The sequence below is a fragment of the Streptomyces hebeiensis genome (genome assembly GCF_052983195.1).
This window is the reverse complement of the sequence record NZ_CM129812.1, coordinates 3,046,443-3,069,737: the sequence shown is the minus strand read 5'-3', so window position 1 is coordinate 3,069,737 and position 23,295 is coordinate 3,046,443. Positions and strand designations below refer to the sequence as shown.

Here is a 23,295-nt window from a genome sequence, read left to right as displayed (position 1 = left end):
CCTGGGGTGTGCCTGGGCTCCCGTGCGTGTCTTCAGCCGCATGAGGGGTTCGCGTACCGGCCACCGTGATCTGCGTCTTCTTCGCTACCCGCGAGGTCACCGCAGTATTCGACACACCCGACCGCGTGGGTCGGTGACGTTCCAGGTTAGTTTTACTGACGGCACACAGAAACCGGAGAAGTAGTGCCTACGATCCAGCAGCTGGTCCGCAAGGGCCGGCAGGACAAGGTCGAGAAGAACAAGACGCCCGCGCTCGAGGGTTCCCCCCAGCGCCGGGGCGTCTGCACGCGCGTGTTCACCACCACCCCGAAGAAGCCGAACTCGGCCCTCCGTAAGGTCGCGCGTGTGCGTCTGACCAGCGGCATCGAGGTCACGGCCTACATCCCGGGTGAGGGACACAACCTTCAGGAGCACTCCATCGTGCTCGTGCGTGGTGGCCGTGTGAAGGACCTGCCCGGTGTTCGTTACAAGATCATCCGCGGTTCGCTCGACACCCAGGGTGTCAAGAACCGCAAGCAGGCCCGCAGCCGCTACGGCGCCAAGAAGGAGAAGTAAGAATGCCTCGTAAGGGCCCCGCCCCGAAGCGCCCGGTCATCATCGACCCGGTCTACGGTTCTCCTCTTGTCACGTCGCTGATCAACAAGATCCTCCTCAACGGCAAGCGTTCCACCGCCGAGCGGATCGTGTACGGCGCCATGGAGGGTCTGCGTGAGAAGACGGGCAACGACCCGGTCATCACGCTGAAGCGCGCGCTGGAGAACGTCAAGCCGACCCTCGAGGTCAAGTCCCGCCGTGTCGGTGGCGCCACCTACCAGGTGCCGATCGAGGTCAAGCCCGGTCGCGCCGCCACCCTCGCGCTGCGCTGGGTCGTCGGGTACTCCCGCGCCCGCCGTGAGAAGACCATGACCGAACGCCTCATGAACGAGCTGCTCGACGCCTCCAACGGTCTCGGCGCCTCGGTCAAGAAGCGTGAGGACACGCACAAGATGGCCGAGTCCAACAAGGCCTTCGCGCACTACCGCTGGTAGTCGCTACCCCACATCGAGACCGAGAGAAGACTGAGCCATATGGCCACCACTTCGCTTGACCTGGCCAAGGTCCGCAACATCGGGATCATGGCCCACATCGACGCGGGCAAGACGACGACCACCGAGCGCATCCTGTTTTACACCGGTGTGAGCTACAAGATCGGTGAGGTCCACGACGGCGCTGCCACGATGGACTGGATGGAGCAGGAGCAGGAGCGCGGCATCACGATCACGTCCGCCGCGACGACCTGCCACTGGCCGCTCGAAGGCGTCGACCACACCATCAACATCATCGACACCCCGGGCCACGTGGACTTCACGGTCGAGGTGGAGCGTTCGCTCCGCGTCCTCGACGGTGCCGTCACCGTGTTCGACGGTGTCGCCGGTGTGGAGCCGCAGTCCGAGACGGTGTGGCGCCAGGCCGACCGTTATGGCGTGCCGCGCATCTGCTTCGTCAACAAGCTCGACCGCACCGGCGCCGAGTTCCACCGCTGTGTCGACATGATCAAGGACCGCCTCGGCGCGACCCCGATCGTCATGCAGCTCCCGATCGGCGCCGAGGCCAACTTCGAGGGCGTCGTCGACCTGGTGACGATGAAGGCGCTCGTCTGGTCCGCCGAGGCCGCCAAGGGCGAGATGTACGACACCGTCGACATCCCGGCCACGCACACCGAGGCCGCCGAGGAGTGGCGCGGCAAGCTGCTGGAGACCGTCGCCGAGAACGACGACGAGCTCATGGAGCTGTACCTGGAGGGCCAGGAGCCTTCCGTGGAGCAGCTCTACGCGGCGATCCGCCGTATCACCATCGCGTCCGGCAAGAGCGACGGCACGACGGTCACCCCCGTGTTCTGCGGCACGGCGTTCAAGAACAAGGGCGTCCAGCCCCTGCTCGACGCCGTCGTGCGCTACCTGCCCACGCCGCTGGACGTCGAGGGCATCAACGGCCACGCGGTGAGCGACCCGGAGGAGGTCGTCACCCGCAAGCCGTCCGAGGACGAGCCGCTCGCGGCGCTGGCGTTCAAGATCATGAGCGACCCGCACCTCGGCAAGCTCACCTTCGTCCGCGTGTACTCCGGCCGCCTGGAGTCCGGCACCGCCGTGCTGAACTCCGTGAAGGGCCGCAAGGAGCGCATCGGCAAGATCTACCGCATGCACGCGAACAAGCGTGAGGAGATCGACTCGGTGGGCGCCGGCGACATCGTCGCCGTCATGGGCCTGAAGCAGACCACCACCGGTGAGACGCTGTGCGACGAGAAGAACCCGGTGATCCTGGAGTCCATGGACTTCCCGGCGCCGGTCATCGAGGTCGCGATCGAGCCCAAGTCCAAGGGTGACCAGGAGAAGCTGGGTGTCGCCATCCAGCGGCTCGCGGAGGAGGACCCCTCCTTCCAGGTGCACACGAACGAGGAGACCGGCCAGACCGTCATCGGCGGTATGGGCGAGCTCCACCTCGAGGTGCTGGTCGACCGCATGAAGCGCGAGTTCCGCGTCGAGGCGAACGTCGGCAAGCCGCAGGTCGCCTACCGCGAGACGATCCGCAAGGCCGTCGAGCGCGTGGACTACACGCACAAGAAGCAGACCGGTGGCACCGGCCAGTTCGCCAAGGTGCAGATCGCGATCGAGCCGATCGAGGGTGGCGACGCCTCGTACGAGTTCGTGAACAAGGTCACCGGTGGCCGTATCCCGAAGGAGTACATCCCTTCGGTGGACGCCGGTGCGCAGGAGGCCATGCAGTTCGGCATCCTGGCCGGCTACGAGATGACCGGCGTGCGCATCACGCTGATCGACGGCGCGTACCACGAGGTCGACTCCTCCGAGCTCGCCTTCAAGATCGCCGGTTCGCAGGCGTTCAAGGAGGCCGCGCGCAAGGCCAGCCCCGTGCTCCTCGAGCCGATGATGGCCGTCGAGGTCACCACGCCCGAGGACTACATGGGCGATGTGATCGGCGACATCAACTCCCGCCGTGGCCAGATCGAGGCCATGGAGGACCGGGCGGGCGCCAAGGTCGTCCGGGGCCTCGTACCGCTGTCGGAGATGTTCGGCTACGTCGGAGACCTCCGCAGCAAGACCTCGGGTCGCGCAAGCTACTCGATGCAGTTCGACTCCTACGCCGAGGTTCCCCGGAACGTCGCCGAGGAGATCATCGCGAAGGCCAAGGGCGAGTAACTCCACCGAGTTCACGCTTTAGGCTTGTCACCGGCAGGTCCGTGGGCGTTCCCGCCCCCTCGGGAGAGATCCGGAGGGATCAGCGGAGAGCGCCCCGGGCCCCGGCATCCCAGCAAAGATCACCTGGCGCCGATGAGTAAGGCGTACAGAACCACTCCACAGGAGGACCCCAGTGGCGAAGGCGAAGTTCGAGCGGACTAAGCCGCACGTCAACATCGGCACCATCGGTCACATCGACCACGGTAAGACGACCCTCACGGCCGCCATTACCAAGGTGCTGCACGACGCGTACCCGGACCTGAACGAGGCCTCGGCCTTCGACCAGATCGACAAGGCTCCTGAGGAGCGCCAGCGCGGTATCACCATCTCCATCGCGCACGTCGAGTACCAGACGGAGTCGCGTCACTACGCGCACGTCGACTGCCCGGGTCACGCGGACTACATCAAGAACATGATCACGGGTGCCGCGCAGATGGACGGCGCCATCCTCGTGGTCGCCGCCACCGACGGCCCGATGCCGCAGACCAAGGAGCACGTGCTCCTGGCCCGCCAGGTCGGCGTGCCGTACATCGTGGTCGCCCTGAACAAGGCCGACATGGTGGACGACGAGGAGATCCTGGAGCTCGTCGAGCTCGAGGTCCGTGAGCTCCTCACCGAGTACGAGTTCCCGGGCGACGACCTGCCGGTCGTCAAGGTCTCCGCGCTCAAGGCCCTCGAGGGCGACGCCGAGTGGGGCAAGACCGTCCTCGACCTGATGAAGGCCGTCGACGAGTCCATCCCGCAGCCCGAGCGTGACGTCGACAAGCCGTTCCTGATGCCGATCGAGGACGTCTTCACGATCACCGGTCGTGGCACCGTCGTCACCGGCCGTATCGAGCGTGGTGTCCTCAAGGTCAACGAGACCGTCGACATCATCGGCATCAAGACCGAGAAGACCACCACCACGGTCACCGGCATCGAGATGTTCCGCAAGCTGCTCGACGAGGGCCAGGCCGGTGAGAACGTCGGTCTGCTCCTCCGTGGCATCAAGCGCGAGGACGTCGAGCGCGGCCAGGTCATCATCAAGCCGGGCTCGGTCACGCCGCACACCTCGTTCGAGGCCCAGGCGTACATCCTGTCGAAGGACGAGGGTGGCCGTCACACCCCCTTCTTCAACAACTACCGCCCGCAGTTCTACTTCCGTACCACGGACGTGACCGGCGTCGTGACCCTCCCCGAGGGCACCGAGATGGTCATGCCGGGCGACAACACCGTCATGAGCGTCGAGCTGATCCAGCCCGTCGCCATGGAGGAGGGCCTGAAGTTCGCCATCCGTGAGGGTGGCCGGACCGTGGGCGCCGGCCAGGTCACCAAGATCAACAAGTAATTGCCGATCTTGGTCCGGCCGGGCGCGATCGGATCGGAGACGATCCGGTCCGACGCGATCCGGTCCGACCTGGTGGCTCCTCGGAGCCGCTGACGGAAAACACGGGAAGGGCCCGTACGACTTCGGTCGTACGGGCCCTTTTCGTCGTGGCGCGGCTCGTCGTGGCGCGGTGCGGTTGCCGGAGCGGCTTCGGGGGCGGGGGCGCGGGCCGGGTGTTGTGTCCGTTGTTGCGTTCAGGGCCCCCGGCGACCCACCAGGGCGAGGATGGTCTGGACCAAGAATCCTCACGAGCCTCTGGCTTTCCCAGCGGCTTTCCGGCTCACCTACCGCGCCATCAGGCCAACTCGACGCCGACGTATGCCGCGAAAAGCGATCGCCCCGGACGGGCCGGGTCCGGCAAGCTGACGGCCATGGTCGACCGACTCTTCTCCGATGCCCGGCTCGCGGCCCTGTACGACCTCCACGCTCCCTGGGACGACCGCGACGACTTCGCGTTCTACCTGCCGCTGGTCATGTCCGCGCGGTCGGTGCTGGACGTGGGATGCGGAACGGGCGCGCTGCTGCGCAGGGCCCGCGAGGACGGCCACACCGGCCGGCTGTGCGGGCTGGACCCGGCCGAGGGAATGCTGACGGTGGCGCGGGAGCACCCCGACGTCGAATGGCTCCTCGGCGATCTGACCACGGCACCGGCCTGGGACCGTGAGTTCGACCTGGTGGTGATGACGGGCCACGCGTTCCAGGTGCTCCTCGGCGACGACGAACTGCGCGTCGCGCTGTCGGCGATCGCGGCGGCGCTGAGCGATCAGGGTGCCTTCGTCTTCGAGACGCGCAACCCGCTCGCTCGGGAGTGGGAGGACTGGCACGTGCGCTATTCGGGCCGGGTGGTGGACGCGGACGGCGCGGTGGTGGACGGCAGGTGCGAGGTTCTCCGGCCGGTGGAGGGCGAGTACGTCTCGTTCACGCACACCTACGCCTGCCCGGCCTGGGACGGTCCGCTGCGCAGCGACAGCACGCTGCGGTTCCTCGGCCCGGAGGCGCTGTCGGGGTTCCTGGCGGAGGCGGGGCTGGCGGTGGCGGAGCAGTACGGGGACTGGAACCGCGGCCCGCTGACCGCCGACAGCCCGGAGATCATCACCACGGCCCGCCGCGCCTGACCAGGTCCGGTGAACCGGGTGCGCGGTACGGCGCACGGCAGGTCGTCACCGCCGAGGTCGTCCACACCGAAGCGATCGTGCCGTGCGACGGGACGCCCCGCGCCCGTCTGGTGGCCTGGGCGACGGGCGACTGGCGCTGAGGCCCGGACCATCGGGCCGCGCCGACTGGGCGCCGGGACCCGCCCCCGGGCGCCGGCCCGGGGGCCAGGGCACAGTGGTCCGGGCGCTGGAACCCGCGGGCGGTCAACGACCTGCGCGGTGCGCCGAGGATCAGTACGTGGGCGCCGGCGCCTTCGGTACCGACCGTCACAGGGCCACGTCAAAACGCGCCCGCCCCTGAAGGGGCGGGCGCACGCGCGGTCCACGCCGGCCGGCTGGGCGGCCGCGTGCCGCGGGCGGCAGGACGGCGGCCTACTCGATGATCCGCACCGCGCCGGACGGGCAAAGGGTGCCGGCCTCGCGCGCCGTGGAACGGGCCTCCTCGTCCCCCGGCTCGGCGACCAGGAGGGTCACCACTCCGGCCTCGTCCTGGTCGAACACCCGCGGCGCCGTGAGCGCGCACATTCCGGCGCCCACGCACACCTCCTGGTTCACCGTCACCCGCACGATCGCTGCTCCTTCCGCCGTTGTTCCTTCCGTCCCGTCGGCTCGCCCGCTCACCACGTCACCGGAAGCTCGTCGACACCCTGGATCGTCGTTCCCGGCCGCAGCGTGAGCTGATCGACCGGGACCGCCAGCCGCAGGGTCGGCAGCCGGTCGAACAGTGCCGTGAGCATGATCTCCAGCTCCAGGCGGGCCAGGTTCTGGCCGAGGCACTGGTGCACCCCGTAACCGAACGAGAGATGGTGCCGCGCGTCGCGCCGCACGTCGAAGGCGTCCGGGTGCTCGAAGGCCGCGCCGTCTCGGTTGGCGATCGAGCCGTTGATGAACACCCCCTCTCCCGCGCGGACGGTCTGCCCGTCGACCTCGATGTCCGCCGTGGCGACGCGGGCGCCGGCCACGTCGGCGATCGCCAGATAGCGCAGCAGCTCCTCCACCGCGCCGGGGACGAGCGAGGGGTCGGACCGCAGGGCGGCGAGCTGGTCGGGGTGGTCCAGTAACGTGATGACGCCGAGCGAGGCCATCGACGCGGTCGTCTCGTGCCCGGCGACCAGCATGAGCATCGCGGTCGACACCAGGTCCTCGCGGTCGATCGCCCCCTTCGCCAGCTGCTCGGTGATCATGGTGCCCAGCAGTCCGGGCCGGGGCTCGCGCTCCAGCTCGCGGACGAGACCGTCCAGGTAGGTCTCCAGGTCGTCCCGCGCGGCCCGCGCCTCGGCCCCCGTCGTCGACCGGAGCAGCCTGCCGCTGGCGTCCTGGAAGAACTCGTGGTCGGCGTAGGGCACCCCGAGGAGTCGGCAGATCACCAGGGACGGCACGGGCAGCGAGAACCGGCTGACGAGGTCGGCGGGTGGTCCGGCGGCGATCATCTCGTCCAGGAAGCCGTGCACGATCCGCTCGATCTCGGGCCGCATGGCCTTGATGCGGCGCACCGTGAACGCGCTGATGGTCATGCGCCGCCGGTAGCCGTGCTCGGGCGGGTCCAGGCTGATGAAGCCCGGCCGCTTCTTCGTGATTCCCTTCGCCCGTGCCGAGGTGAGTGGGAAGTCGTCCCGGGTCCGGTCGGACGACAGCCGCGGGTCGGCCAGCAGCTTCCGAGCCGTCTCGTGGTTGGTCGCCACCCAGGCCCGGCGGCCGTCGTAGAGGGTGATCCGCCGCAGCGCGTCCCCGGTCCGCCGCAGGCGCTCGTAGGACTCGGGCGGCTGGTACGGACAGGTGCGATCGCTGGGGTAAGCGGGAGCGTCCGGCGTGGGTGTCGCCACCGATTCGGTCATGGGAGCCTCGCATTCGTCGAGGTTTAAAGAACGACCAGTTCTCTAACTTGAGGCTAGGCTGGCGCCCCCGACGAACACAACGGGCACTTGGAGATTGGCCGAGAGAGCATGCCTCCACCCGACGCCGACCAGCCGGTCCGCACGACCGGCGACATGACCGCCGATCACCGAAGAGGCCCGCGCCGCCGCGGCCAGGAGCTGGAGGAGGCCATCCTGGCCGCGACGATCGAGGAGCTCGCGGAGGTCGGCTACGCCCGTCTCACCATGGAACGGGTGGCCGCCCGGGCCCGGACCGGCAAGGCCACGCTCTACCGGCGGTGGCCCGGGCTCGCCGAGCTCGTCGTCGACGCCTGCGCGATCCGCGACGCGTCCGACGCCGACCTGCCGGACACCGGTGCCCTGCGCACCGATGTCCTCGCCGCGCTGCGCCTGATCTCCGGCCAACTGGCCGGCCCGCGCGGCGACGTACTGCGCGGCCTGCTGCCGGAGTTCGTGCGCAACCCCGATTTCGCCCGTGCGATCCGCGAGAAGGTGGGCACCGCCGGCCCCGGTGCCATCAAGCAGGCGCTGCGACGCGGTGTCGACCGGGGTGAGATCGAAGCGTGGCTGCCGGAATCGCGACGCGCCACCGTCGCGGTCGACCTGCTGCGCAACCACTTCCTGCTGCACGGGGCCCCCATCGCGGACGACGTCATCACCGAAATCGTCGACGACGTCTACCTGCCGCTGCTCCTGGCCCCGCGGAGCGGCCGCGACACCGAGCGGTAGTGCGGCCTGTCGTTGGGACCGGGGCACGCGCCGGCGAAGGGGCCGCTCGGAGGCGTCGGCCGTCGCGGGTGCCGGTCGTCGCGCACCGCGGTCGTCGCGCACGGCGGTCGTCGCGCACGGCGGACCGGAGCGGGAAGGCGGAGGGGGGTCCGGCCGGCTCAGGCCAGCTTGCCCCAACTGCCGGGCCGGAAGTCGACGGCCGCCACCCTCGGCCCCAGTACCGGGTCCGCGCGGAGCCGCGCGTACTCGTCCTTGCGGCGCGGCGGGACGACCAGATATCCGCCCGGGCCCGGGTCCTCCAGCGGGATGCCCAGCTCCAGACAGGTCTCGGCGAGCCGCGCGTCGAGGCGTTTTCCGGAGCCGTCGGAGTCGGCGTAGTGCACGCGCACCGGCACGCCTTCGGCCCTCAGCCGCTCGGCGAGGCGCTTGAGCAGCGGGTAGAGCTGGGGCGGCATGACCCGGGTCTTCAGGCGGCCGTCCTTGGTCATGTAATACGTGAAGTACTTCACGAACCCGGTCAGCCACCCCGCGCAGCCGTTCTTCGGAGTCACCCTGCCGTCGGCCATCGCGTCGAAGGCGCCGCTGTTCTTGAGGATCGTCAGCATCGGCTTGCCGCCGGCACCGCTGTTGCCGCCCGGATAGACGCCGAGCAGCCGCCGCTGTGTCTCCTCGTCCGGCCGCGCCCGCGCGAACACCTCGGCGGCGTCCGTGAGCAGGGGCGTCGTGGCACGCCAAGTGGCTTGACCGGTCAGGGCGATGCCGAGCAGCCGGGCGTCCTCCTCCAGGCCGAAACCGGCCGCTCCGGCGCAGTCCCGGATCAGCCCGGCCAGGTTCTCCGGAGGCTCCAGGTAGTTGTGGGCGGCGGTGGCGGTGAGGAAACGGACCGTCTCCGCGTGCGCCCGGGCCGGCTCGAACTCCTCCTGGAGCCACCGCAGATGCGTGGCCTGCTCGTCGCCCCACAATCCCGCCCGGCCGGTGAGGAACAGGGCGTTGGCGACCAGGTAGTCGGCGTCCACGGGCAGGTGGTGCTCGCGCTCGGCGGCACGGGCGCGGCGGTAGGCGCCGGTCGCGTGCCAGTTCTCGTACCGGTGGCTGATGGCGTCCCAGAAGTAGGGGAGATGAGACGGGGGCAGGTCCCGCACGCGGGCGTCGAGGTCGGCGAAGTACTTGACCTGGCTCCGGTCCGGAACCTTGCGCTTCGAGGCCCACTCGTCGCGTACGTACGCCATGAGTTCCTCGGCCGCGCGCTCGGCCGCGGCCTGCTCTCCGGGCGGGTACGGGCGGCTGCCGCGCAGCCACGCCGGGTAGAGGTCGGGCTGTCCGGGCGTGAGCGAGAGCTGTGGTGCGGAGGAGGGCTGTGGCGCGGGGGAGGGCTGGGGTGTCGAGGAGGTCTGTGCTGCGGTGGACATCCGCCGATTCTCGACGGCGACCGCTGGCGTACGCCAGATCGGGGGCAGCACCGCAGCGCGGCTGTGACGGAACAAGGACGGACACCATGAAAAGCGGCCCGGGCCTGGAACCGCTCGGCGTCGCTCAGCGGGTCAGTCCACGGCCACGTAGCCGCCGAATGTGTCCAGCCGCGTCCTCGTCGCTCCGGCCCTCGAGAGCGCCCCCTGGGCTTCGGGGAAGGATCTGGTCCCGATGAACGCGGGTGTCGTACGTCGCGTACACCGCTCAGGAATAGCGAGGCAGCCGGTCCGTCGGGATCGTCCACTCGCCGATCGTGACCTCCTCGCCGTACACGAAGTCCTTTCGTGTCGCGTATCGGGGGCCGTCCGGGGTCGGGTGGATGTCGGACATGACGGCCCCCGTTCCGGTGCGCGGATCGAAGATCACGTACACCGGGACACCGAGAAGCGGGTAGTCACGCATCTTGCTCACCCAGTCGTTGTCCGGGTTGGAACGCGACACGATCTCCACGGCGGCGAGCAGCGCGCGGGGGTCGAAAGAGCCCTCGACTTCCATGTCGGCTTCCGCGATCACCATGACGTCCGGGTGACGCATGACCCCCTCGTGGGGGTCCTCCACGTCCGGCGTGCCCGTATGCGCGAGCAGGTCGTCCGGCATGACCTGTTCCAGCCGGCGGCTGACGCGGGCCGCCGTCAGCTCGTGCGGGCCCCCGGCGACATCAGGTCGTGAACGATTCCTTCCTTGGTGATCTCCAGCTTCCCCGGGACGCTGTCCTGTATCTGATCGACGATCTCGCGCATTACCCGGTACTGGAGGGCGTCACGTCGTGCGTGATCCGGGGCGAGCGTCATGGCCCTGACTCCTCTCTGAGTTCTCGGTCAGCGGCTGCGCTGCGGGGGCGACCTGGGAGACTGTGCTCAGCGTAACGAAACTCTCCGTGCGGAACTCTCCGTGCGGACCAGCGGCCTCCGGCGTCACGCCGAGTCCACCGCCCCGTCCGGCGCGATCGCGCCGCCCCGCGCGGCGCCCAGGATTGGCGTCGTCCCCCGTGGGGTACGCTGTCGGGCCGCGATTGGCCATGGCCAGGCGGCCTGTGGCACACTGTTCAGGTTGCTCGGTTGAGTGCCGATGCTGCGCGCCTCCCGCCGGGGGGACCGGAAGCGAGTCCCACAGTACTCGTCGCGCCAACTGCCTTGTGGGGCAGCGCTGGGGCGGACGTACGGGAATCTTCCGGGAAGCGTCAGCGGGGTGCCGGCCAGGCTCCCGGTGGGTGTTGTGCCCCCGGCCCGCGGCGGCAGTGCCGTACCCCCTCGGTTGGGAAATCCTTCGGGAAATTTCCGTGGAGGGGATGCGACACGCCCGACCGCGTGGGTCGGAGCAGTGGCGGTCCGCGAGGATCGCGCCCCAGCGGGCTCCAGAGCGTTACGAGAGACAGGACTACGAAGCAGCCATGGCGGGACAGAAGATCCGCATCCGGCTCAAGGCCTACGACCACGAGGTCATCGACTCCTCGGCGAAGAAGATCGTCGAGACGGTGACCCGCACTGGTGCGTCGGTCGCGGGCCCGGTGCCGCTGCCCACAGAGAAGAACGTGTACTGCGTCATCAAGTCGCCGCACAAGTACAAGGACTCGCGCGAGCACTTCGAGATGCGCACGCACAAGCGCCTGATCGACATCCTCGACCCGACGCCCAAGACCGTTGACTCGTTGATGCGCCTGGACCTTCCGGCCGGCGTCGACATCGAGATCAAGCTCTGAGAGGCGCGGAAGAGATGGCTAAGCAGATCAAGGGTGTCCTGGGCGAGAAGCTCGGCATGACCCAGGTCTGGGACGAGAACAACCGTGTCGTCCCGGTCACCGTGGTCAAGGCCGGTCCCTGCGTCGTGACCCAGGTCCGTACGAACGACTCCGACGGCTACGAGTCGGTCCAGATCGCCTTCGGCGAGATCGACCCGCGCAAGGTGAACAAGCCCCTGAAGGGCCACTTCGCCAAGGCCGACGTGACCCCCCGCCGCCACCTGGTGGAGCTCCGCACCTCCGACGCGTCCGAGTACACGCTCGGCCAGGAGGTCACCGCCGAGGTGTTCGAGTCCGGCGTCAAGGTCGACGTCACGGGCAAGAGCAAGGGCAAGGGCTTCGCCGGTGTCATGAAGCGTCACAACTTCAAGGGCCTCGGCGCCGGCCACGGCACCCAGCGCAAGCACCGCTCCCCCGGCTCCATCGGTGGCTGCGCCACCCCGGGCCGTGTGTTCAAGGGCCTCCGCATGGCGGGCCGCATGGGCAACGAGCGGGTCACCACCCAGAACCTGACCGTTCACGCCGTTGACGCGGAGAAGGGGCTGCTCCTGATCAAGGGCGCGGTTCCTGGTCCGAACGGCGGCCTCGTCCTGGTCCGTACCGCGGCCAAGGGGGCCTGAGGTAACGATGAGCACCATTGACATCCTTTCGCCGGCAGGCGACAAGGCCGGGACCGTCGAGCTCCCCGCGGAGATCTTCGACGCGAAGGTCAGCATCCCGCTGATCCACCAGGTCGTCGTCGCCCAGCTGGCCGCTGCCCGACAGGGCACGCACAAGACCAAGACCCGCGGCGAGGTCCGTGGCGGTGGCAAGAAGCCGTACCGCCAGAAGGGCACCGGCCGCGCCCGCCAGGGTTCGACCCGCGCGCCGCAGTTCGCCGGCGGTGGCGTTGTCCACGGCCCCGTGCCGCGTGACTACTCGCAGCGGACCCCGAAGAAGATGAAGGCCGCCGCCCTGCGCGGTGCCCTCACCGACCGGGCCCGCCACTCGCGCATCCACGTCGTCTCCGGCGTGGTCGAGGGCGAGATCTCCACCAAGGCCGCCAAGACCCTGTTCGGCAAGATCAGCGAGCGCAAGAACCTGCTCCTGGTCGCCGAGCGGACCGATGAGGCCGCGTGGCTGTCCGCCCGCAACCTGCCCCAGGTGCACATCCTGGCGCCGGGCCAGCTGAACACGTACGACGTGATGCGTTCCGAGGACGTGGTCTTCACCAAGGCCGCCTTCGAGTCCTTCGTGTCTGGCCCCTCCAAGGCCGCTGAGACTGAAGGGAGCGAGGCCTGATGGCTACGCGACACCCGAGCATCGCCCCGAAGGCCGCCAAGGCCGCCAAGGCCGCGCGCGCCGCGAAGGCCCGCCGCGGTCCCGGCCCGGCCGTCGAGACGCCGCTGAGCAAGACGCTGGCGGACCCGCGCGACATCCTCGTCAAGCCGGTCGTCTCGGAGAAGAGCTACGCGCTGCTCGACGAGAACAAGTACACGTTCGTCGTCGACCCGCGCGCGAACAAGACCCAGATCAAGGAGGCCGTCCAGGCGGTCTTCTCGGTCAAGGTCACCGGGGTCAACACGCTGAACCGGCAGGGCAAGCGCAAGCGCACCCGCACCGGTTTCGGCAAGCGCGCCAACACCAAGCGCGCCATCGTGACCCTCGCCGAGGGCGACCGTATCGACATCTTCGGCGGCCCGACCTCCTAACCGGAGATCGGTTCGTTCAGAAGTCCGGAATATTCCGAGGACTGAGAAATGGGTATCCGCAAGTACAAGCCGACGACTCCGGGCCGTCGTGGGTCCAGCGTCGCCGACTTTGTCGAGATCACGCGGTCCACGCCGGAGAAGTCGCTGGTCCGTCCCCTGCACAGCAAGGGCGGCCGTAACAACGCCGGTCGTGTGACCATGCGCCACCAGGGTGGCGGCCACAAGCGCGCCTACCGCGTGATCGACTTCCGTCGTCACGACAAGGACGGCGTGCCGGCCAAGGTCGCGCACATCGAGTACGACCCGAACCGCACCGCGCGCATCGCGCTCCTGCACTACGCGGACGGCGAGAAGCGCTACATCATCGCGCCGCGCGGCCTCGGCCAGGGCGACCGGGTGGAGAACGGCCCCACGGCCGACATCAAGCCCGGCAACAACCTGGCGCTGCGCAACATCCCGGTGGGTACGACCATCCACGCCATCGAGCTGCGGCCCGGCGGCGGCGCGAAGTTCGCCCGCTCCGCGGGTGCCTCCGTGCAGCTGCTGGCGAAGGAGGGCTCCATGGCCCACCTCCGCATGCCGTCGGGTGAGATCCGCCTGGTCGACGTCCGCTGCCGCGCCACCATCGGCGAGGTCGGCAACGCCGAGCAGTCGAACATCAACTGGGGCAAGGCCGGCCGCATGCGGTGGAAGGGCGTCCGCCCCTCCGTCCGCGGTGTCGCCATGAACCCGGTCGACCACCCGCACGGTGGTGGTGAGGGCAAGACCTCCGGTGGTCGCCACCCGGTCTCGCCCTGGGGTCAGAAGGAGGGTCGTACGCGTTCTCCCAAGAAGGCGAGCAACAAGTACATCGTCCGCCGCCGCAAGACGAACAAGAAGCGCTAGGAGCGGGTTCAGATGCCGCGCAGTCTCAAGAAGGGGCCCTTCGTCGACGACCACCTGATCAAGAAGGTGGATGTCCAGAACGAAGCCGGCACCAAGAACGTCATCAAGACCTGGTCCCGTCGCTCGATGATCGTCCCGGCCATGCTGGGCCACACGATCGCGGTGCACAACGGCAAGATCCATGTCCCGGTGTTCATCACCGAGTCCATGGTCGGCCACAAGCTCGGCGAGTTCTCGCCGACTCGCACCTTCCGCGGCCACGTCAAGGACGACCGGAAGTCGAAGCGCCGCTAAGCGGGGTGGAAACGACTATGACTCACACCGAAGGGACAACCATGGAAGCCAGGGCCCAGGCGCGGTACATCCGCGTCACGCCCATGAAGGCCCGCCGCGTGGTGGACCTCATCCGTGGCATGGACGCCACGGAGGCTCAGGCGGTCCTGCGTTTCGCCCCGCAGGCCGCGAGCGTGCCCGTCGGCAAGGTGCTGGACAGCGCCATCGCCAACGCCGCGCACAACTACGACCACACGGACGCCTCTTCGCTGGTCATCAGCGAGGCGTACGTGGACGAGGGCCCGACCCTGAAGCGGTTCCGGCCGCGCGCCCAGGGCCGTGCCTACCGGATCCGTAAGCGGACCAGCCACATCACCGTGGTCGTCAGCAGCAAGGAAGGAACCCGGTAATGGGCCAGAAGGTTAACCCGCACGGGTTCCGGCTCGGTGTCACCACGGACTTCAAGTCCCGCTGGTACGCCGACAAGCTGTACAAGGACTACGTCAAGGAAGACGTCGCCATTCGTCGCATGATGACGAAGGGCATGGAGCGGGCCGGCATCTCCAAGGTGGAGATCGAGCGCACCCGCGACCGCGTCCGCGTGGACATCCACACCGCGCGTCCGGGCATCGTCATCGGCCGCCGCGGCGCCGAGGCCGACCGCATCCGCGGCGAGCTGGAGAAGCTCACCGGCAAGCAGGTCCAGCTGAACATCCTCGAGGTCAAGAACCCCGAGGTGGACGCCCAGCTGGTGGCCCAGGCCGTCGCCGAGCAGCTGTCCTCCCGCGTCTCCTTCCGTCGCGCCATGCGCAAGAGCATGCAGTCGACGATGAAGGCCGGCGCCAAGGGCATCAAGATCCAGTGCGGTGGCCGTCTCGGCGGCGCCGAGATGTCCCGCTCGGAGTTCTACCGCGAGGGCCGCGTGCCCCTGCACACGCTCCGCGCGAACGTCGACTACGGCTTCTTCGAGGCCAAGACGACCTTCGGCCGCATCGGCGTGAAGGTCTGGATCTACAAGGGCGACGTCAAGAACATCGCCGAGGTGCGTGCCGAGAACGCCGCGGCCCGCGCCGGCAACCGTCCGGCCCGTGGCGGCGGCAGCGACCGTCCCGCCGGCCGCGGTGGCCGTGGTGGCGAGCGTGGCCGCGGCCGCAAGCCGCAGCAGAGCCAGCAGACCGAGGCCCCCAAGGCCGAGGCCACCGCTGCTCCGGCCGCCGAGGCGACGTCCTCTTCTACCGGCGGAACGGAGGCCTGACCGACATGCTGATCCCCCGTAGGGTCAAGCACCGCAAGCAGCACCACCCGAAGCGGACCGGTATGTCCAAGGGTGGTACGCAGGTTTCGTTCGGCGAGTACGGCATCCAGGCGCTGACCCCGGCGTACGTGACGAACCGCCAGATCGAGGCCGCGCGTATCGCGATGACCCGTCACATCAAGCGTGGCGGCAAGGTCTGGATCAACATCTACCCGGACCGTCCGCTCACCAAGAAGCCCGCCGAGACCCGCATGGGTTCCGGTAAGGGTTCCCCCGAGTGGTGGATCGCGAACGTCAAGCCCGGCCGGGTGATGTTCGAGCTGTCCTACCCGAACGAGAAGATTGCGCGTGAGGCGCTTACCCGCGCTGCTCACAAGCTTCCGATGAAGTGCCGGATCGTTCGGCGCGAGGCAGGTGAGTCGTGATGGCGGCCGTGACCAAGGCGTCCGAACTCCGCGAGCTGGGCAACGAGGAGCTTGTCGCCAAGCTCCGCGAGGCCAAGGAAGAGCTGTTCAACCTCCGCTTCCAGGCGGCGACCGGCCAGCTCGAGAACCACGGTCGGCTGAAGGCCGTCCGGAAGGACATCGCGCGGATCTACACCCTGATGCGTGAGCGCGAGCTGGGCATCGAGACGGTGGAGAGCGCCTGATGAGCGAGAGCAACGTGACTGAGACCACGAAGACTGACCGCGGCTTCCGCAAGACCCGTGAGGGCCTGGTCGTCAGCGACAAGATGGACAAGACCGTCGTCGTCGCCGTCGAGGACCGCGTCAAGCACGCGCTGTACGGCAAGGTCATCCGCCGTACGAACAAGCTCAAGGCGCACGACGAGCAGAACGCCGCCGGCGTCGGCGACCGCGTCCTCCTGATGGAGACCCGGCCGCTGTCCGCCACCAAGCGGTGGCGCATCGTCGAGATCCTCGAGAAGGCCAAGTAACCCCCCTGCCGGTCTGCCAACGGGGCACCGACCGGCATCAGTTCCGCCAGGCTCGGTGGGGGCCCGCGAGTCACTAGCTCCGCTAGTCGACTCCCGGACCCCCGCCGGGAACCGGCAGACGATCAGGAGATAGACGTGATCCAGCAGGAGTCGCGACTGCGCGTCGCCGACAACACGGGTGCGAAGGAAATTCTCACCATCCGTGTTCTCGGTGGCTCGGGTCGCCGCTACGCGGGTATCGGTGACGTCATCGTCGCCACCGTGAAGGACGCGATCCCCGGTGGCAACGTGAAGAAGGGTGACGTCGTCAAGGCCGTCATCGTTCGCACCGTCAAGGAGCGCCGCCGTCCGGACGGCTCGTACATCCGCTTCGACGAGAACGCCGCCGTCATTCTGAAGAACGACGGCGACCCTCGCGGCACCCGTATCTTCGGCCCGGTGGGCCGTGAGCTGCGCGAGAAGAAGTTCATGAAGATCATCTCGCTCGCGCCGGAGGTGCTGTAAGCATGAAGATCAAGAAGGGCGACCTGGTCCAGGTCATCACCGGTAAGGACAAGGGCAAGCAGGGCAAGGTCATCGTGGCCTACCCGGCCAAGGACCGTGTCCTCGTCGAGGGTGTCAACCGGGTCAAGAAGCACACGAAGGCCGGTCAGACGGCTCGCGGCTCGCAGACGGGCGGCATCGTGACCACCGAGGCCCCGATCCACGTCAGCAACGTGTCGCTGGTCGTGGAGAAGGACGGCAAGAAGGTCGTCACGCGCGTCGGCTACCGTTTCGACGACGAGGGCAACAAGATCCGCGTTGCCAAGCGGACCGGTGAGGACATCTGATGACTGCCACCACCAACGCGCCGCGGCTCAAGCTGCGCTACCGCGAGGAGATCGCGGGCAAGCTGCGTGACGAGTTCAAGTACGAGAACGTCATGCAGACCCCCGGCCTCGTCAAGATCGTGGTCAACATGGGTGTGGGCGACGCCGCCCGCGACTCGAAGCTGATCGAGGGTGCCATCAAGGACCTCACCCAGATCACCGGCCAGAAGCCGTCCGTCACCAAGGCCCGGAAGTCCATCGCGCAGTTCAAGCTGCGCGAGGGGCAGCCGATCGGCTGCCACGTCACCCTCCGCGGTGACCGCATGTGGGAGTTCCTGGACCGTACGCTGTCGCTCGCGCTGCCGCGTATCCGTGACTTCCGCGGCCTGTCCCCGAAGCAGTTCGACGGCCGTGGCAACTACACGTTCGGTCTCACGGAGCAGGTCATGTTCCACGAGATCGACCAGGACAAGATCGACCGGGTCCGGGGCATGGACATCACCGTGGTCACCACGGCGACCAACGACGACGAGGGTCGTGCCCTCCTTCGTCACCTCGGCTTCCCGTTCAAGGAGAACTGACCGTGGCGAAGAAGGCTCTGATCGCTAAGGCCGCCCGCAAGCCGAAGTTCGGTGTGCGCGGTTACACCCGCTGCCAGCGCTGCGGCCGGCCCCACTCCGTCTACCGCAAGTTCGGCCTGTGCCGCGTGTGCCTCCGCGAGATGGCGCACCGTGGTGAGCTGCCGGGCGTGACCAAGAGCTCCTGGTAATTCCCGTTCCCACGGGAATCACCGGACGCTCTCGGTAAGCAATTCCGGGTTGGCGGAAGCCCACCTCCCCATGGCTTAGGCTTGGGGGGTTGGGCGCCCGCCGCCCGTGACGACTTACTACGCCGTAGGTCCCCGCGCCGCACCCGTCCCGACCTGATTCGGGGAGAAGGACGGCGCATACAGGAAACCCCGGCGAGAGAGGCCGAAGGCCAATTCATGACCATGACTGATCCCATCGCAGACATGCTCACGCGTCTGCGCAACGCGAACTCGGCGTACCACGACGAGGTCGTGATGCCGCACAGCAAGATCAAGTCGCACATCGCGGAGATCCTCCAGCAGGAGGGCTTCATCACCGGCTGGAAGGTCGAGGACGCCGAGGTCGGCAAGAACCTCACCCTCGAGCTGAAGTTCGGCCCGAACCGCGAGCGCTCGATCGCCGGCATCAAGCGCATCTCGAAGCCGGGTCTGCGCGTGTACGCGAAGTCCACCAACCTGCCGAAGGTCCTCGGCGGCCTGGGCGTGGCGATCATCTCCACGTCCCACGGTCTCCTGACCGGCCAGCAGGCTCAGAAGAAGGGCGTAGGTGGGGAAGTCCTCGCCTACGTCTGGTAGTCGGGAACGGAGGAAAAGCTCATGTCGCGAATCGGCAAGCTCCCCATCCAGGTTCCCGCTGGTGTGGACGTCACCATCGACGGCCGCACGGTCGCGGTGAAGGGCCCCAAGGGTTCCCTCTCGCACACCGTCGCCGCGCCGATCGAGGTCTCCAAGGACGAGGACGGCCTGCTCAAGGTCTCCCGCCCGAACGACGAGCGTCAGAACAAGGCCCTGCACGGCCTGTCCCGCACGCTGGTGGCGAACATGATCACCGGCGTGACCACGGGATACACGAAGGCACTCGAGATCAGCGGTGTCGGTTACCGCGTCCAGGCCAAGGGCTCCAACCTGGAGTTCTCCCTGGGCTACAGCCACCCGATCCTGGTCGAGGCCCCCGAGGGCATCTCCTTCAAGGTCGAGTCGCCCACGAAGTTCTCGGTCGAGGGCATCGACAAGCAGAAGGTCGGCGAGGTCGCCGCGAACATCCGCAAGCTGCGGAAGCCCGACCCGTACAAGGCCAAGGGTGTCAAGTACGCCGGCGAGGTCATCCGCCGCAAGGTCGGAAAGGCGGGTAAGTAAGCCATGGCATACGGTGTGAAGATTGCCAAGGGCAAGGCCTACAAGGCCGCTGCCATCAAGCGCCGTCACATCCGCGTCCGCAAGAAGGTCTCGGGTACGCCGGAGCGGCCTCGTCTGGTCGTGACGCGCTCGAACCGCCACATGGTCGCCCAGGTCATCGACGACATCGCGGGCCACACGCTCGCGTCGGCGTCCACCCTGGACACCTCGATCCGCGGTGGCGAGGGCGACAAGAGCGCCCAGGCCAAGCAGGTCGGCTCCCTGGTCGCCGAGCGTGCCAAGGCGGCGGGCGTCGAGGCCGTCGTGTTCGACCGCGGTGGTAACCAGTACGCAGGGCGGATTGCCGCTCTGGCTGACGCCGCCCGCGAAGCCGGGCTGAAGTTCTAGTCCCGGCTCCCACGCACAGCGGACGTAACAGAGAGAGGTAAATCCAATGGCTGGACCCCAGCGCCGCGGCAGCGGCGCCGGTGGCGGCGAGCGGCGGGACCGGAAGGGTCGCGACGGTGGCGCTGCCGCCGAGAAGACCGCTTACGTCGAGCGCGTCGTCGCGATCAACCGCGTCGCCAAGGTCGTGAAGGGTGGTCGTCGCTTCAGCTTCACCGCGCTGGTCGTGGTGGGCGACGGTGACGGCACCGTGGGTGTCGGGTACGGCAAGGCGAAGGAGGTGCCGGCCGCCATCGCCAAGGGCGTTGAGGAGGCCAAGAAGCACTTCTTCAAGGTGCCGCGTATCCAGGGCACCATCCCGCACCCGATCCAGGGCGAGAAGGCCGCGGGCGTCGTCCTGCTCAAGCCGGCTTCCCCCGGTACCGGCGTCATCGCCGGTGGCCCGGTGCGTGCCGTGCTCGAGTGCGCGGGCGTGCACGACATCCTGTCGAAGTCGCTCGGCTCGGACAACGCGATCAACATCGTGCACGCGACGGTCGAGGCCCTCCGGGGTCTCCAGCGTCCCGAGGAGATCGCGGCCCGCCGCGGTCTGCCGCTGGAGGACGTGGCCCCCGCGGCACTGCTCCGTGCGCGTGCGGGAGCGGGTGCGTAATGGCCCGCCTCAAGATCACGCAGACGAAGTCGTACATCGGCAGCAAGCAGAACCACCGCGACACCCTGCGGACGCTCGGCCTGAAGAGGGTCGACGACGTGGTTGTCAAGGAGGACCGCCCCGAGTTCCGCGGCATGGTGCACACCGTCCGCCACCTCGTGACGGTTGAGGAGGTCGACTGACATGGCGGAGAGCAAGCCGCTGCGCGTCCACAACCTCCGTCCTGCCCCGGGCGCCAAGACCGCCAAGACCCGTGTCGGTCGTGGTGAGGCGTCCAAGGGTAAGACCGCAGGTCGTGGCACTAAGGGCACCAAGGCCCGTTACCAGGTTCCGGAGCGCTTCGAGGGTGGGCAGATGCCCCTCCACATGCGGCTCCCGAAGCTCAAGGGCTTCAAGAACCCGTTCCGCACCGAGTACCAGGTGGTGAACCTGGACAAGCTCGCGAGCCTCTACCCCGAAGGGGGCGAGGTCACGGTGGCCGACCTGGTCGCCAAGGGCGCGGTGCGCAAGAACAGCCTCGTCAAGGTCCTGGGCCAGGGCGAGATCTCCGTCGCGGTGCAGGTGTCGGTCGACGCCGTGTCCGGCTCCGCCAAGGAGAAGATCACCGCCGCCGGCGGTACCGTCACCGAGCTCGTCTGAGACAACTCGATGGCTTGAACATCCGACCGGGGATGCCTCTCAATCGGGGCATCCCCGGTTGGTCGTTCCTAGGGGGGCACTGTCGCCGGTAAGGTGGCGTGCATTGTTGCTGTAATGAAGCCGGAGGCTCGCCTCCGGACCGGGGGTTCGCCCCCGGACCCCCGCCGCGCGGCGCGTCCGCAAGGTTTCGCCGCGCGGTTCCGCTTGTTCCGTATCCGTCGAACCTCAAGACCGTCACCTCTGACGCGACAGCGCGGGGGTCGCAGGAGGCACCGTGCTCACCGCGTTCGCCCGGGCGTTCAAGACGCCCGACCTGCGCAAGAAGCTGCTCTTCACGCTGGGCATCATCGTGCTCTACCGGCTCGGGGCGCATGTCCCGGTCCCCGGTGTGAGTTACGAGAACGTCCAGATCTGTGTCGACGCGGCCCAGAAGGGCAACAACAGCCTGTTCGGCCTCGTGAACATGTTCAGCGGCGGGGCGCTGCTCCAGATCACGATCTTCGCGCTCGGCATCATGCCGTACATCACCGCGAGCATCATCCTCCAGCTGCTGACCGTGGTCATCCCGCGACTGGAGGCCCTCAAGAAGGAGGGGCAGTCCGGCCAGGCCAAGATCACCCAGTACACCCGTTACCTGACGGTGGCCCTCGCGGTGCTCCAGGGCACCGGCCTGGTCGCCACCGCCCGCAGCGGCGCGCTGTTCAGTGGCTGCCCGGTGGCCTCGGAGATCGTCCCCGACCAGTCGATCTTCGTCACCGTCACCATGGTGATCACCATGACCGCGGGCACCGCGGCCGTCATGTGGCTCGGTGAGCTGATCACCGACCGCGGCATCGGCAACGGCATGTCCATCCTGATGTTCATCTCGATCGCGGCCGGCTTCCCCGGCGCCCTGTGGGCCATCAAGCAGAGCGGCACGCTCGCCAAGGGCTGGATCGAGTTCGGCACGGTCATCCTGATCGGCTTCGTCATGGTGGCGCTGGTGGTCTTCGTCGAGCAGGCCCAGCGCAGGATCCCCGTCCAGTACGCGAAGCGCATGATCGGCCGCCGCTCCTACGGCGGCACCTCGACCTACATCCCGCTCAAGGTCAACCAGGCGGGTGTGATCCCGGTCATCTTCGCGTCGTCCCTGCTCTACATCCCGGCCCTGGTCGCGCAGTTCTCCAACACGAACGCCGGCTGGAAGACCTGGATCGAGGCGCACTTCGTCAAGGGCGATCACCCGTACTACATCGCCTCGTACTTCCTCCTGATCGTTTTCTTCGCGTTCTTCTACGTGGCCATCTCGTTCAACCCCGAAGAAGTCGCGGACAACATGAAGAAGTATGGTGGCTTCATCCCGGGTATCCGGGCAGGTCGGCCGACCGCCGAGTACCTGAGCTACGTGCTCAACAGGATCACTTGGCCGGGCTCGCTGTACCTGGGGCTGATCGCTCTTGTCCCGACGATGGCGTTGGCGGGCTTCGGCGGTGCGAACCAGAACTTCCCGTTCGGCGGGACGAGCATCCTGATCATCGTGGGTGTGGGTCTGGAGACCGTGAAGCAGATCGAGAGCCAGCTTCAGCAGCGCAACTATGAAGGGTTCCTCCGCTGATGCGAATCGTCCTCGTCGGACCGCCCGGTGCCGGCAAGGGAACGCAGGCCGCGTACCTCGCCAAGAACCTGTCGATCCCGCACATCTCCACGGGTGACCTCTTCCGCGCCAACATCAGCCAGGGAACGCCCCTCGGCAAGCAGGCGAAGGCGTACATGGACGCCGGGAACCTGGTGCCCGACGAGGTCACCATCGCGATGGCGCAGGACCGTATGGCCCAGCCCGACGCGGAGAACGGCTTCCTCCTGGACGGCTTCCCGCGCAACGTCTCGCAGGCCGAGGCGCTGGACCGGGCGCTGGCCGCCGACGGTGTGCACCTGGACGCGGTGCTCGACCTGGAGGTCCCCGAGGACGAGGTCGTCAAGCGGATCGCGGGCCGCCGCATCTGCCGGAAGAACAGCGCGCACGTCTTCCACGAGTCGTACAGCCCGCCCAAGGAGCCGGGCGTCTGCGACGTCTGCGGCGGTGAGCTGTACCAGCGGGACGACGACTCCGAGGCGACCGTACGGACCCGGCTGGAGGTCTACCACACGCAGACCGAGCCGATCATCGACCACTACAAGGCCCAGGGCTTGGTGGTCACCATCTCCGCGCTCGGCAAGGTCACCGAGGTGACCGAGCGCGCGATGGCGGCGCTGGAGCGGGCCGGGACCGCGCAGCAGAAGTAA

At 68.1% G+C, this 23,295-nt stretch carries 32 protein-coding genes and 1 pseudogene; 29 read left to right on the top strand and 4 right to left on the bottom strand.

From position 1 onward, the window contains the following. The first annotated feature begins 183 nt into the window (after window positions 1–183). From rpsL to ACU6P3_RS13330, 5 genes are all read left to right on the top strand, one after another. Window positions 184–555, top strand: a complete 372-nt coding sequence (rpsL, locus tag ACU6P3_RS13350) for a 30S ribosomal protein S12 (RefSeq protein WP_003948652.1) — start codon at window positions 184–186, stop codon at window positions 553–555. Window positions 556–557: 2 nt separating this feature from the next. Beyond that, window positions 558–1,028, top strand: a complete 471-nt coding sequence (gene rpsG / locus ACU6P3_RS13345) for a 30S ribosomal protein S7 (protein WP_030742163.1) — start codon at window positions 558–560, stop codon at window positions 1,026–1,028. 39 nt (window positions 1,029–1,067) lie between these two features. Beyond that, window positions 1,068–3,194, top strand: a complete 2,127-nt coding sequence (fusA, locus tag ACU6P3_RS13340; protein WP_030742165.1) for an elongation factor G — start codon at window positions 1,068–1,070, stop codon at window positions 3,192–3,194. Between the two features lie 172 nt (window positions 3,195–3,366). Then, window positions 3,367–4,560 (top strand): elongation factor Tu, encoded by a 1,194-nt coding sequence (tuf, locus tag ACU6P3_RS13335; protein ID WP_030742167.1) that lies wholly within the window; start codon window positions 3,367–3,369, stop codon window positions 4,558–4,560. Between the two features lie 410 nt (window positions 4,561–4,970). Then, entirely contained in the window at window positions 4,971–5,714 is a 744-nt protein-coding gene (locus ACU6P3_RS13330; RefSeq protein WP_447197300.1) for a class I SAM-dependent methyltransferase, read from the top strand. 411 nt (window positions 5,715–6,125) lie between these two features. On the opposite strand, the gene ACU6P3_RS13325 is transcribed toward ACU6P3_RS13330, so the two are convergent. Together ACU6P3_RS13325 and ACU6P3_RS13320 are read right to left on the bottom strand one after the other, a co-directional pair. After that, window positions 6,126–6,320, bottom strand: coding sequence for a ferredoxin (locus ACU6P3_RS13325; RefSeq protein ID WP_447197299.1), 195 nt, complete (start codon window positions 6,318–6,320; stop codon window positions 6,126–6,128). Window positions 6,321–6,370: 50 nt separating this feature from the next. Then, entirely contained in the window at window positions 6,371–7,588 is a 1,218-nt protein-coding gene (locus ACU6P3_RS13320) for a cytochrome P450 (RefSeq protein WP_447197298.1), read from the bottom strand. 108 nt (window positions 7,589–7,696) lie between these two features. Between ACU6P3_RS13320 and ACU6P3_RS13315 the strand changes: the two genes are divergently transcribed. Next, window positions 7,697–8,356, top strand: a complete 660-nt coding sequence (locus ACU6P3_RS13315) for a TetR/AcrR family transcriptional regulator (protein ID WP_447197297.1) — start codon at window positions 7,697–7,699, stop codon at window positions 8,354–8,356. A gap of 158 nt (window positions 8,357–8,514) precedes the next feature. Here the strand turns inward: ACU6P3_RS13315 and ACU6P3_RS13310 are convergent, their stop codons facing one another. Together ACU6P3_RS13310 and ACU6P3_RS13305 are read right to left on the bottom strand one after the other, a co-directional pair. Further along, window positions 8,515–9,765, bottom strand: coding sequence for a hypothetical protein (locus ACU6P3_RS13310; RefSeq protein ID WP_447197296.1), 1,251 nt, complete (start codon window positions 9,763–9,765; stop codon window positions 8,515–8,517). 265 nt (window positions 9,766–10,030) lie between these two features. Next, window positions 10,031–10,617: pseudogene (locus ACU6P3_RS13305) on the bottom strand (Uma2 family endonuclease). A 599-nt stretch (window positions 10,618–11,216) separates the two neighbouring features. Here ACU6P3_RS13305 and rpsJ point away from each other — a divergent pair. The 23 genes from rpsJ (at window position 11,217) to ACU6P3_RS13190 (ending at window position 23,295) form a co-directional block, all read left to right on the top strand. Next, on the top strand, window positions 11,217–11,525 hold the full coding sequence (rpsJ, locus tag ACU6P3_RS13300; protein WP_003948644.1) for a 30S ribosomal protein S10: 309 nt from the start codon (window positions 11,217–11,219) through the stop codon (window positions 11,523–11,525). Between the two features lie 14 nt (window positions 11,526–11,539). After that, window positions 11,540–12,184: a 50S ribosomal protein L3 gene (rplC, locus tag ACU6P3_RS13295; protein WP_030742192.1), complete on the top strand. Its 645-nt coding sequence runs from the start codon at window positions 11,540–11,542 to the stop codon at window positions 12,182–12,184. A 7-nt stretch (window positions 12,185–12,191) separates the two neighbouring features. Further along, window positions 12,192–12,845 carry a 50S ribosomal protein L4 gene (gene rplD / locus ACU6P3_RS13290; protein WP_030742194.1) on the top strand — a complete coding sequence of 218 codons (654 nt, stop codon included), beginning with the start codon at window positions 12,192–12,194 and terminating at the stop codon, window positions 12,843–12,845. Further along, a complete protein-coding gene (rplW, locus tag ACU6P3_RS13285; RefSeq protein ID WP_344276881.1) occupies window positions 12,845–13,255 on the top strand; it encodes a 50S ribosomal protein L23 in 411 nt (136 codons plus the stop codon). The genes rplD and rplW overlap by 1 nt, the downstream gene beginning before the upstream one ends. A 48-nt stretch (window positions 13,256–13,303) precedes the next feature. Next, window positions 13,304–14,140 carry a 50S ribosomal protein L2 gene (gene rplB / locus ACU6P3_RS13280; RefSeq protein WP_030742198.1) on the top strand — a complete coding sequence of 279 codons (837 nt, stop codon included), beginning with the start codon at window positions 13,304–13,306 and terminating at the stop codon, window positions 14,138–14,140. Window positions 14,141–14,152: 12 nt separating this feature from the next. Beyond that, a complete protein-coding gene (rpsS, locus tag ACU6P3_RS13275; protein ID WP_030742199.1) occupies window positions 14,153–14,434 on the top strand; it encodes a 30S ribosomal protein S19 in 282 nt (93 codons plus the stop codon). A 41-nt stretch (window positions 14,435–14,475) separates the two neighbouring features. Then, window positions 14,476–14,823, top strand: a complete 348-nt coding sequence (gene rplV, locus ACU6P3_RS13270) for a 50S ribosomal protein L22 (RefSeq protein WP_004571827.1) — start codon at window positions 14,476–14,478, stop codon at window positions 14,821–14,823. Beyond that, window positions 14,823–15,668 (top strand): 30S ribosomal protein S3, encoded by an 846-nt coding sequence (gene rpsC, locus ACU6P3_RS13265; protein WP_030742200.1) that lies wholly within the window; start codon window positions 14,823–14,825, stop codon window positions 15,666–15,668. Before rplV ends, rpsC begins: the two co-directional genes overlap by 1 nt. 5 nt (window positions 15,669–15,673) lie before the next feature. Further along, window positions 15,674–16,093: a 50S ribosomal protein L16 gene (rplP, locus tag ACU6P3_RS13260; RefSeq protein WP_030742201.1), complete on the top strand. Its 420-nt coding sequence runs from the start codon at window positions 15,674–15,676 to the stop codon at window positions 16,091–16,093. Next, window positions 16,093–16,317: a 50S ribosomal protein L29 gene (gene rpmC, locus ACU6P3_RS13255; protein ID WP_344276888.1), complete on the top strand. Its 225-nt coding sequence runs from the start codon at window positions 16,093–16,095 to the stop codon at window positions 16,315–16,317. The genes rplP and rpmC overlap by 1 nt, the downstream gene beginning before the upstream one ends. Next, entirely contained in the window at window positions 16,317–16,604 is a 288-nt protein-coding gene (gene rpsQ, locus ACU6P3_RS13250; protein ID WP_030742204.1) for a 30S ribosomal protein S17, read from the top strand. The genes rpmC and rpsQ overlap by 1 nt, the downstream gene beginning before the upstream one ends. A gap of 135 nt (window positions 16,605–16,739) precedes the next feature. Continuing rightward, a complete protein-coding gene (gene rplN, locus ACU6P3_RS13245) occupies window positions 16,740–17,108 on the top strand; it encodes a 50S ribosomal protein L14 (RefSeq protein WP_003974257.1) in 369 nt (122 codons plus the stop codon). Between the two features lie 2 nt (window positions 17,109–17,110). Then, on the top strand, window positions 17,111–17,434 hold the full coding sequence (gene rplX / locus ACU6P3_RS13240) for a 50S ribosomal protein L24 (protein WP_447197295.1): 324 nt from the start codon (window positions 17,111–17,113) through the stop codon (window positions 17,432–17,434). Further along, on the top strand, window positions 17,434–17,994 hold the full coding sequence (gene rplE / locus ACU6P3_RS13235; protein ID WP_030742209.1) for a 50S ribosomal protein L5: 561 nt from the start codon (window positions 17,434–17,436) through the stop codon (window positions 17,992–17,994). Before rplX ends, rplE begins: the two co-directional genes overlap by 1 nt. A 2-nt stretch (window positions 17,995–17,996) precedes the next feature. Further along, entirely contained in the window at window positions 17,997–18,182 is a 186-nt protein-coding gene (locus ACU6P3_RS13230) for a type Z 30S ribosomal protein S14 (RefSeq protein WP_003948630.1), read from the top strand. A 216-nt stretch (window positions 18,183–18,398) separates the two neighbouring features. Then, window positions 18,399–18,797, top strand: coding sequence for a 30S ribosomal protein S8 (rpsH, locus tag ACU6P3_RS13225; protein WP_030742212.1), 399 nt, complete (start codon window positions 18,399–18,401; stop codon window positions 18,795–18,797). A 21-nt stretch (window positions 18,798–18,818) separates the two neighbouring features. Continuing rightward, window positions 18,819–19,358 (top strand): 50S ribosomal protein L6, encoded by a 540-nt coding sequence (rplF, locus tag ACU6P3_RS13220; protein WP_030742213.1) that lies wholly within the window; start codon window positions 18,819–18,821, stop codon window positions 19,356–19,358. A 3-nt stretch (window positions 19,359–19,361) separates the two neighbouring features. After that, window positions 19,362–19,745, top strand: a complete 384-nt coding sequence (gene rplR / locus ACU6P3_RS13215) for a 50S ribosomal protein L18 (protein WP_030742215.1) — start codon at window positions 19,362–19,364, stop codon at window positions 19,743–19,745. Between the two features lie 46 nt (window positions 19,746–19,791). After that, window positions 19,792–20,394 (top strand): 30S ribosomal protein S5, encoded by a 603-nt coding sequence (gene rpsE / locus ACU6P3_RS13210; protein ID WP_030742217.1) that lies wholly within the window; start codon window positions 19,792–19,794, stop codon window positions 20,392–20,394. Further along, entirely contained in the window at window positions 20,394–20,576 is a 183-nt protein-coding gene (rpmD, locus tag ACU6P3_RS13205; protein ID WP_030742219.1) for a 50S ribosomal protein L30, read from the top strand. The genes rpsE and rpmD overlap by 1 nt, the downstream gene beginning before the upstream one ends. A gap of 1 nt (window position 20,577) precedes the next feature. Next, entirely contained in the window at window positions 20,578–21,033 is a 456-nt protein-coding gene (gene rplO, locus ACU6P3_RS13200) for a 50S ribosomal protein L15 (RefSeq protein WP_344276900.1), read from the top strand. A gap of 274 nt (window positions 21,034–21,307) precedes the next feature. Then, entirely contained in the window at window positions 21,308–22,627 is a 1,320-nt protein-coding gene (gene secY / locus ACU6P3_RS13195; protein WP_030742226.1) for a preprotein translocase subunit SecY, read from the top strand. Further along, the gene (locus tag ACU6P3_RS13190; protein ID WP_447197294.1) at window positions 22,627–23,295 is read left to right on the top strand and encodes an adenylate kinase; all 669 of its coding nucleotides are present in this window, start codon (window positions 22,627–22,629) and stop codon (window positions 23,293–23,295) included. Before secY ends, ACU6P3_RS13190 begins: the two co-directional genes overlap by 1 nt.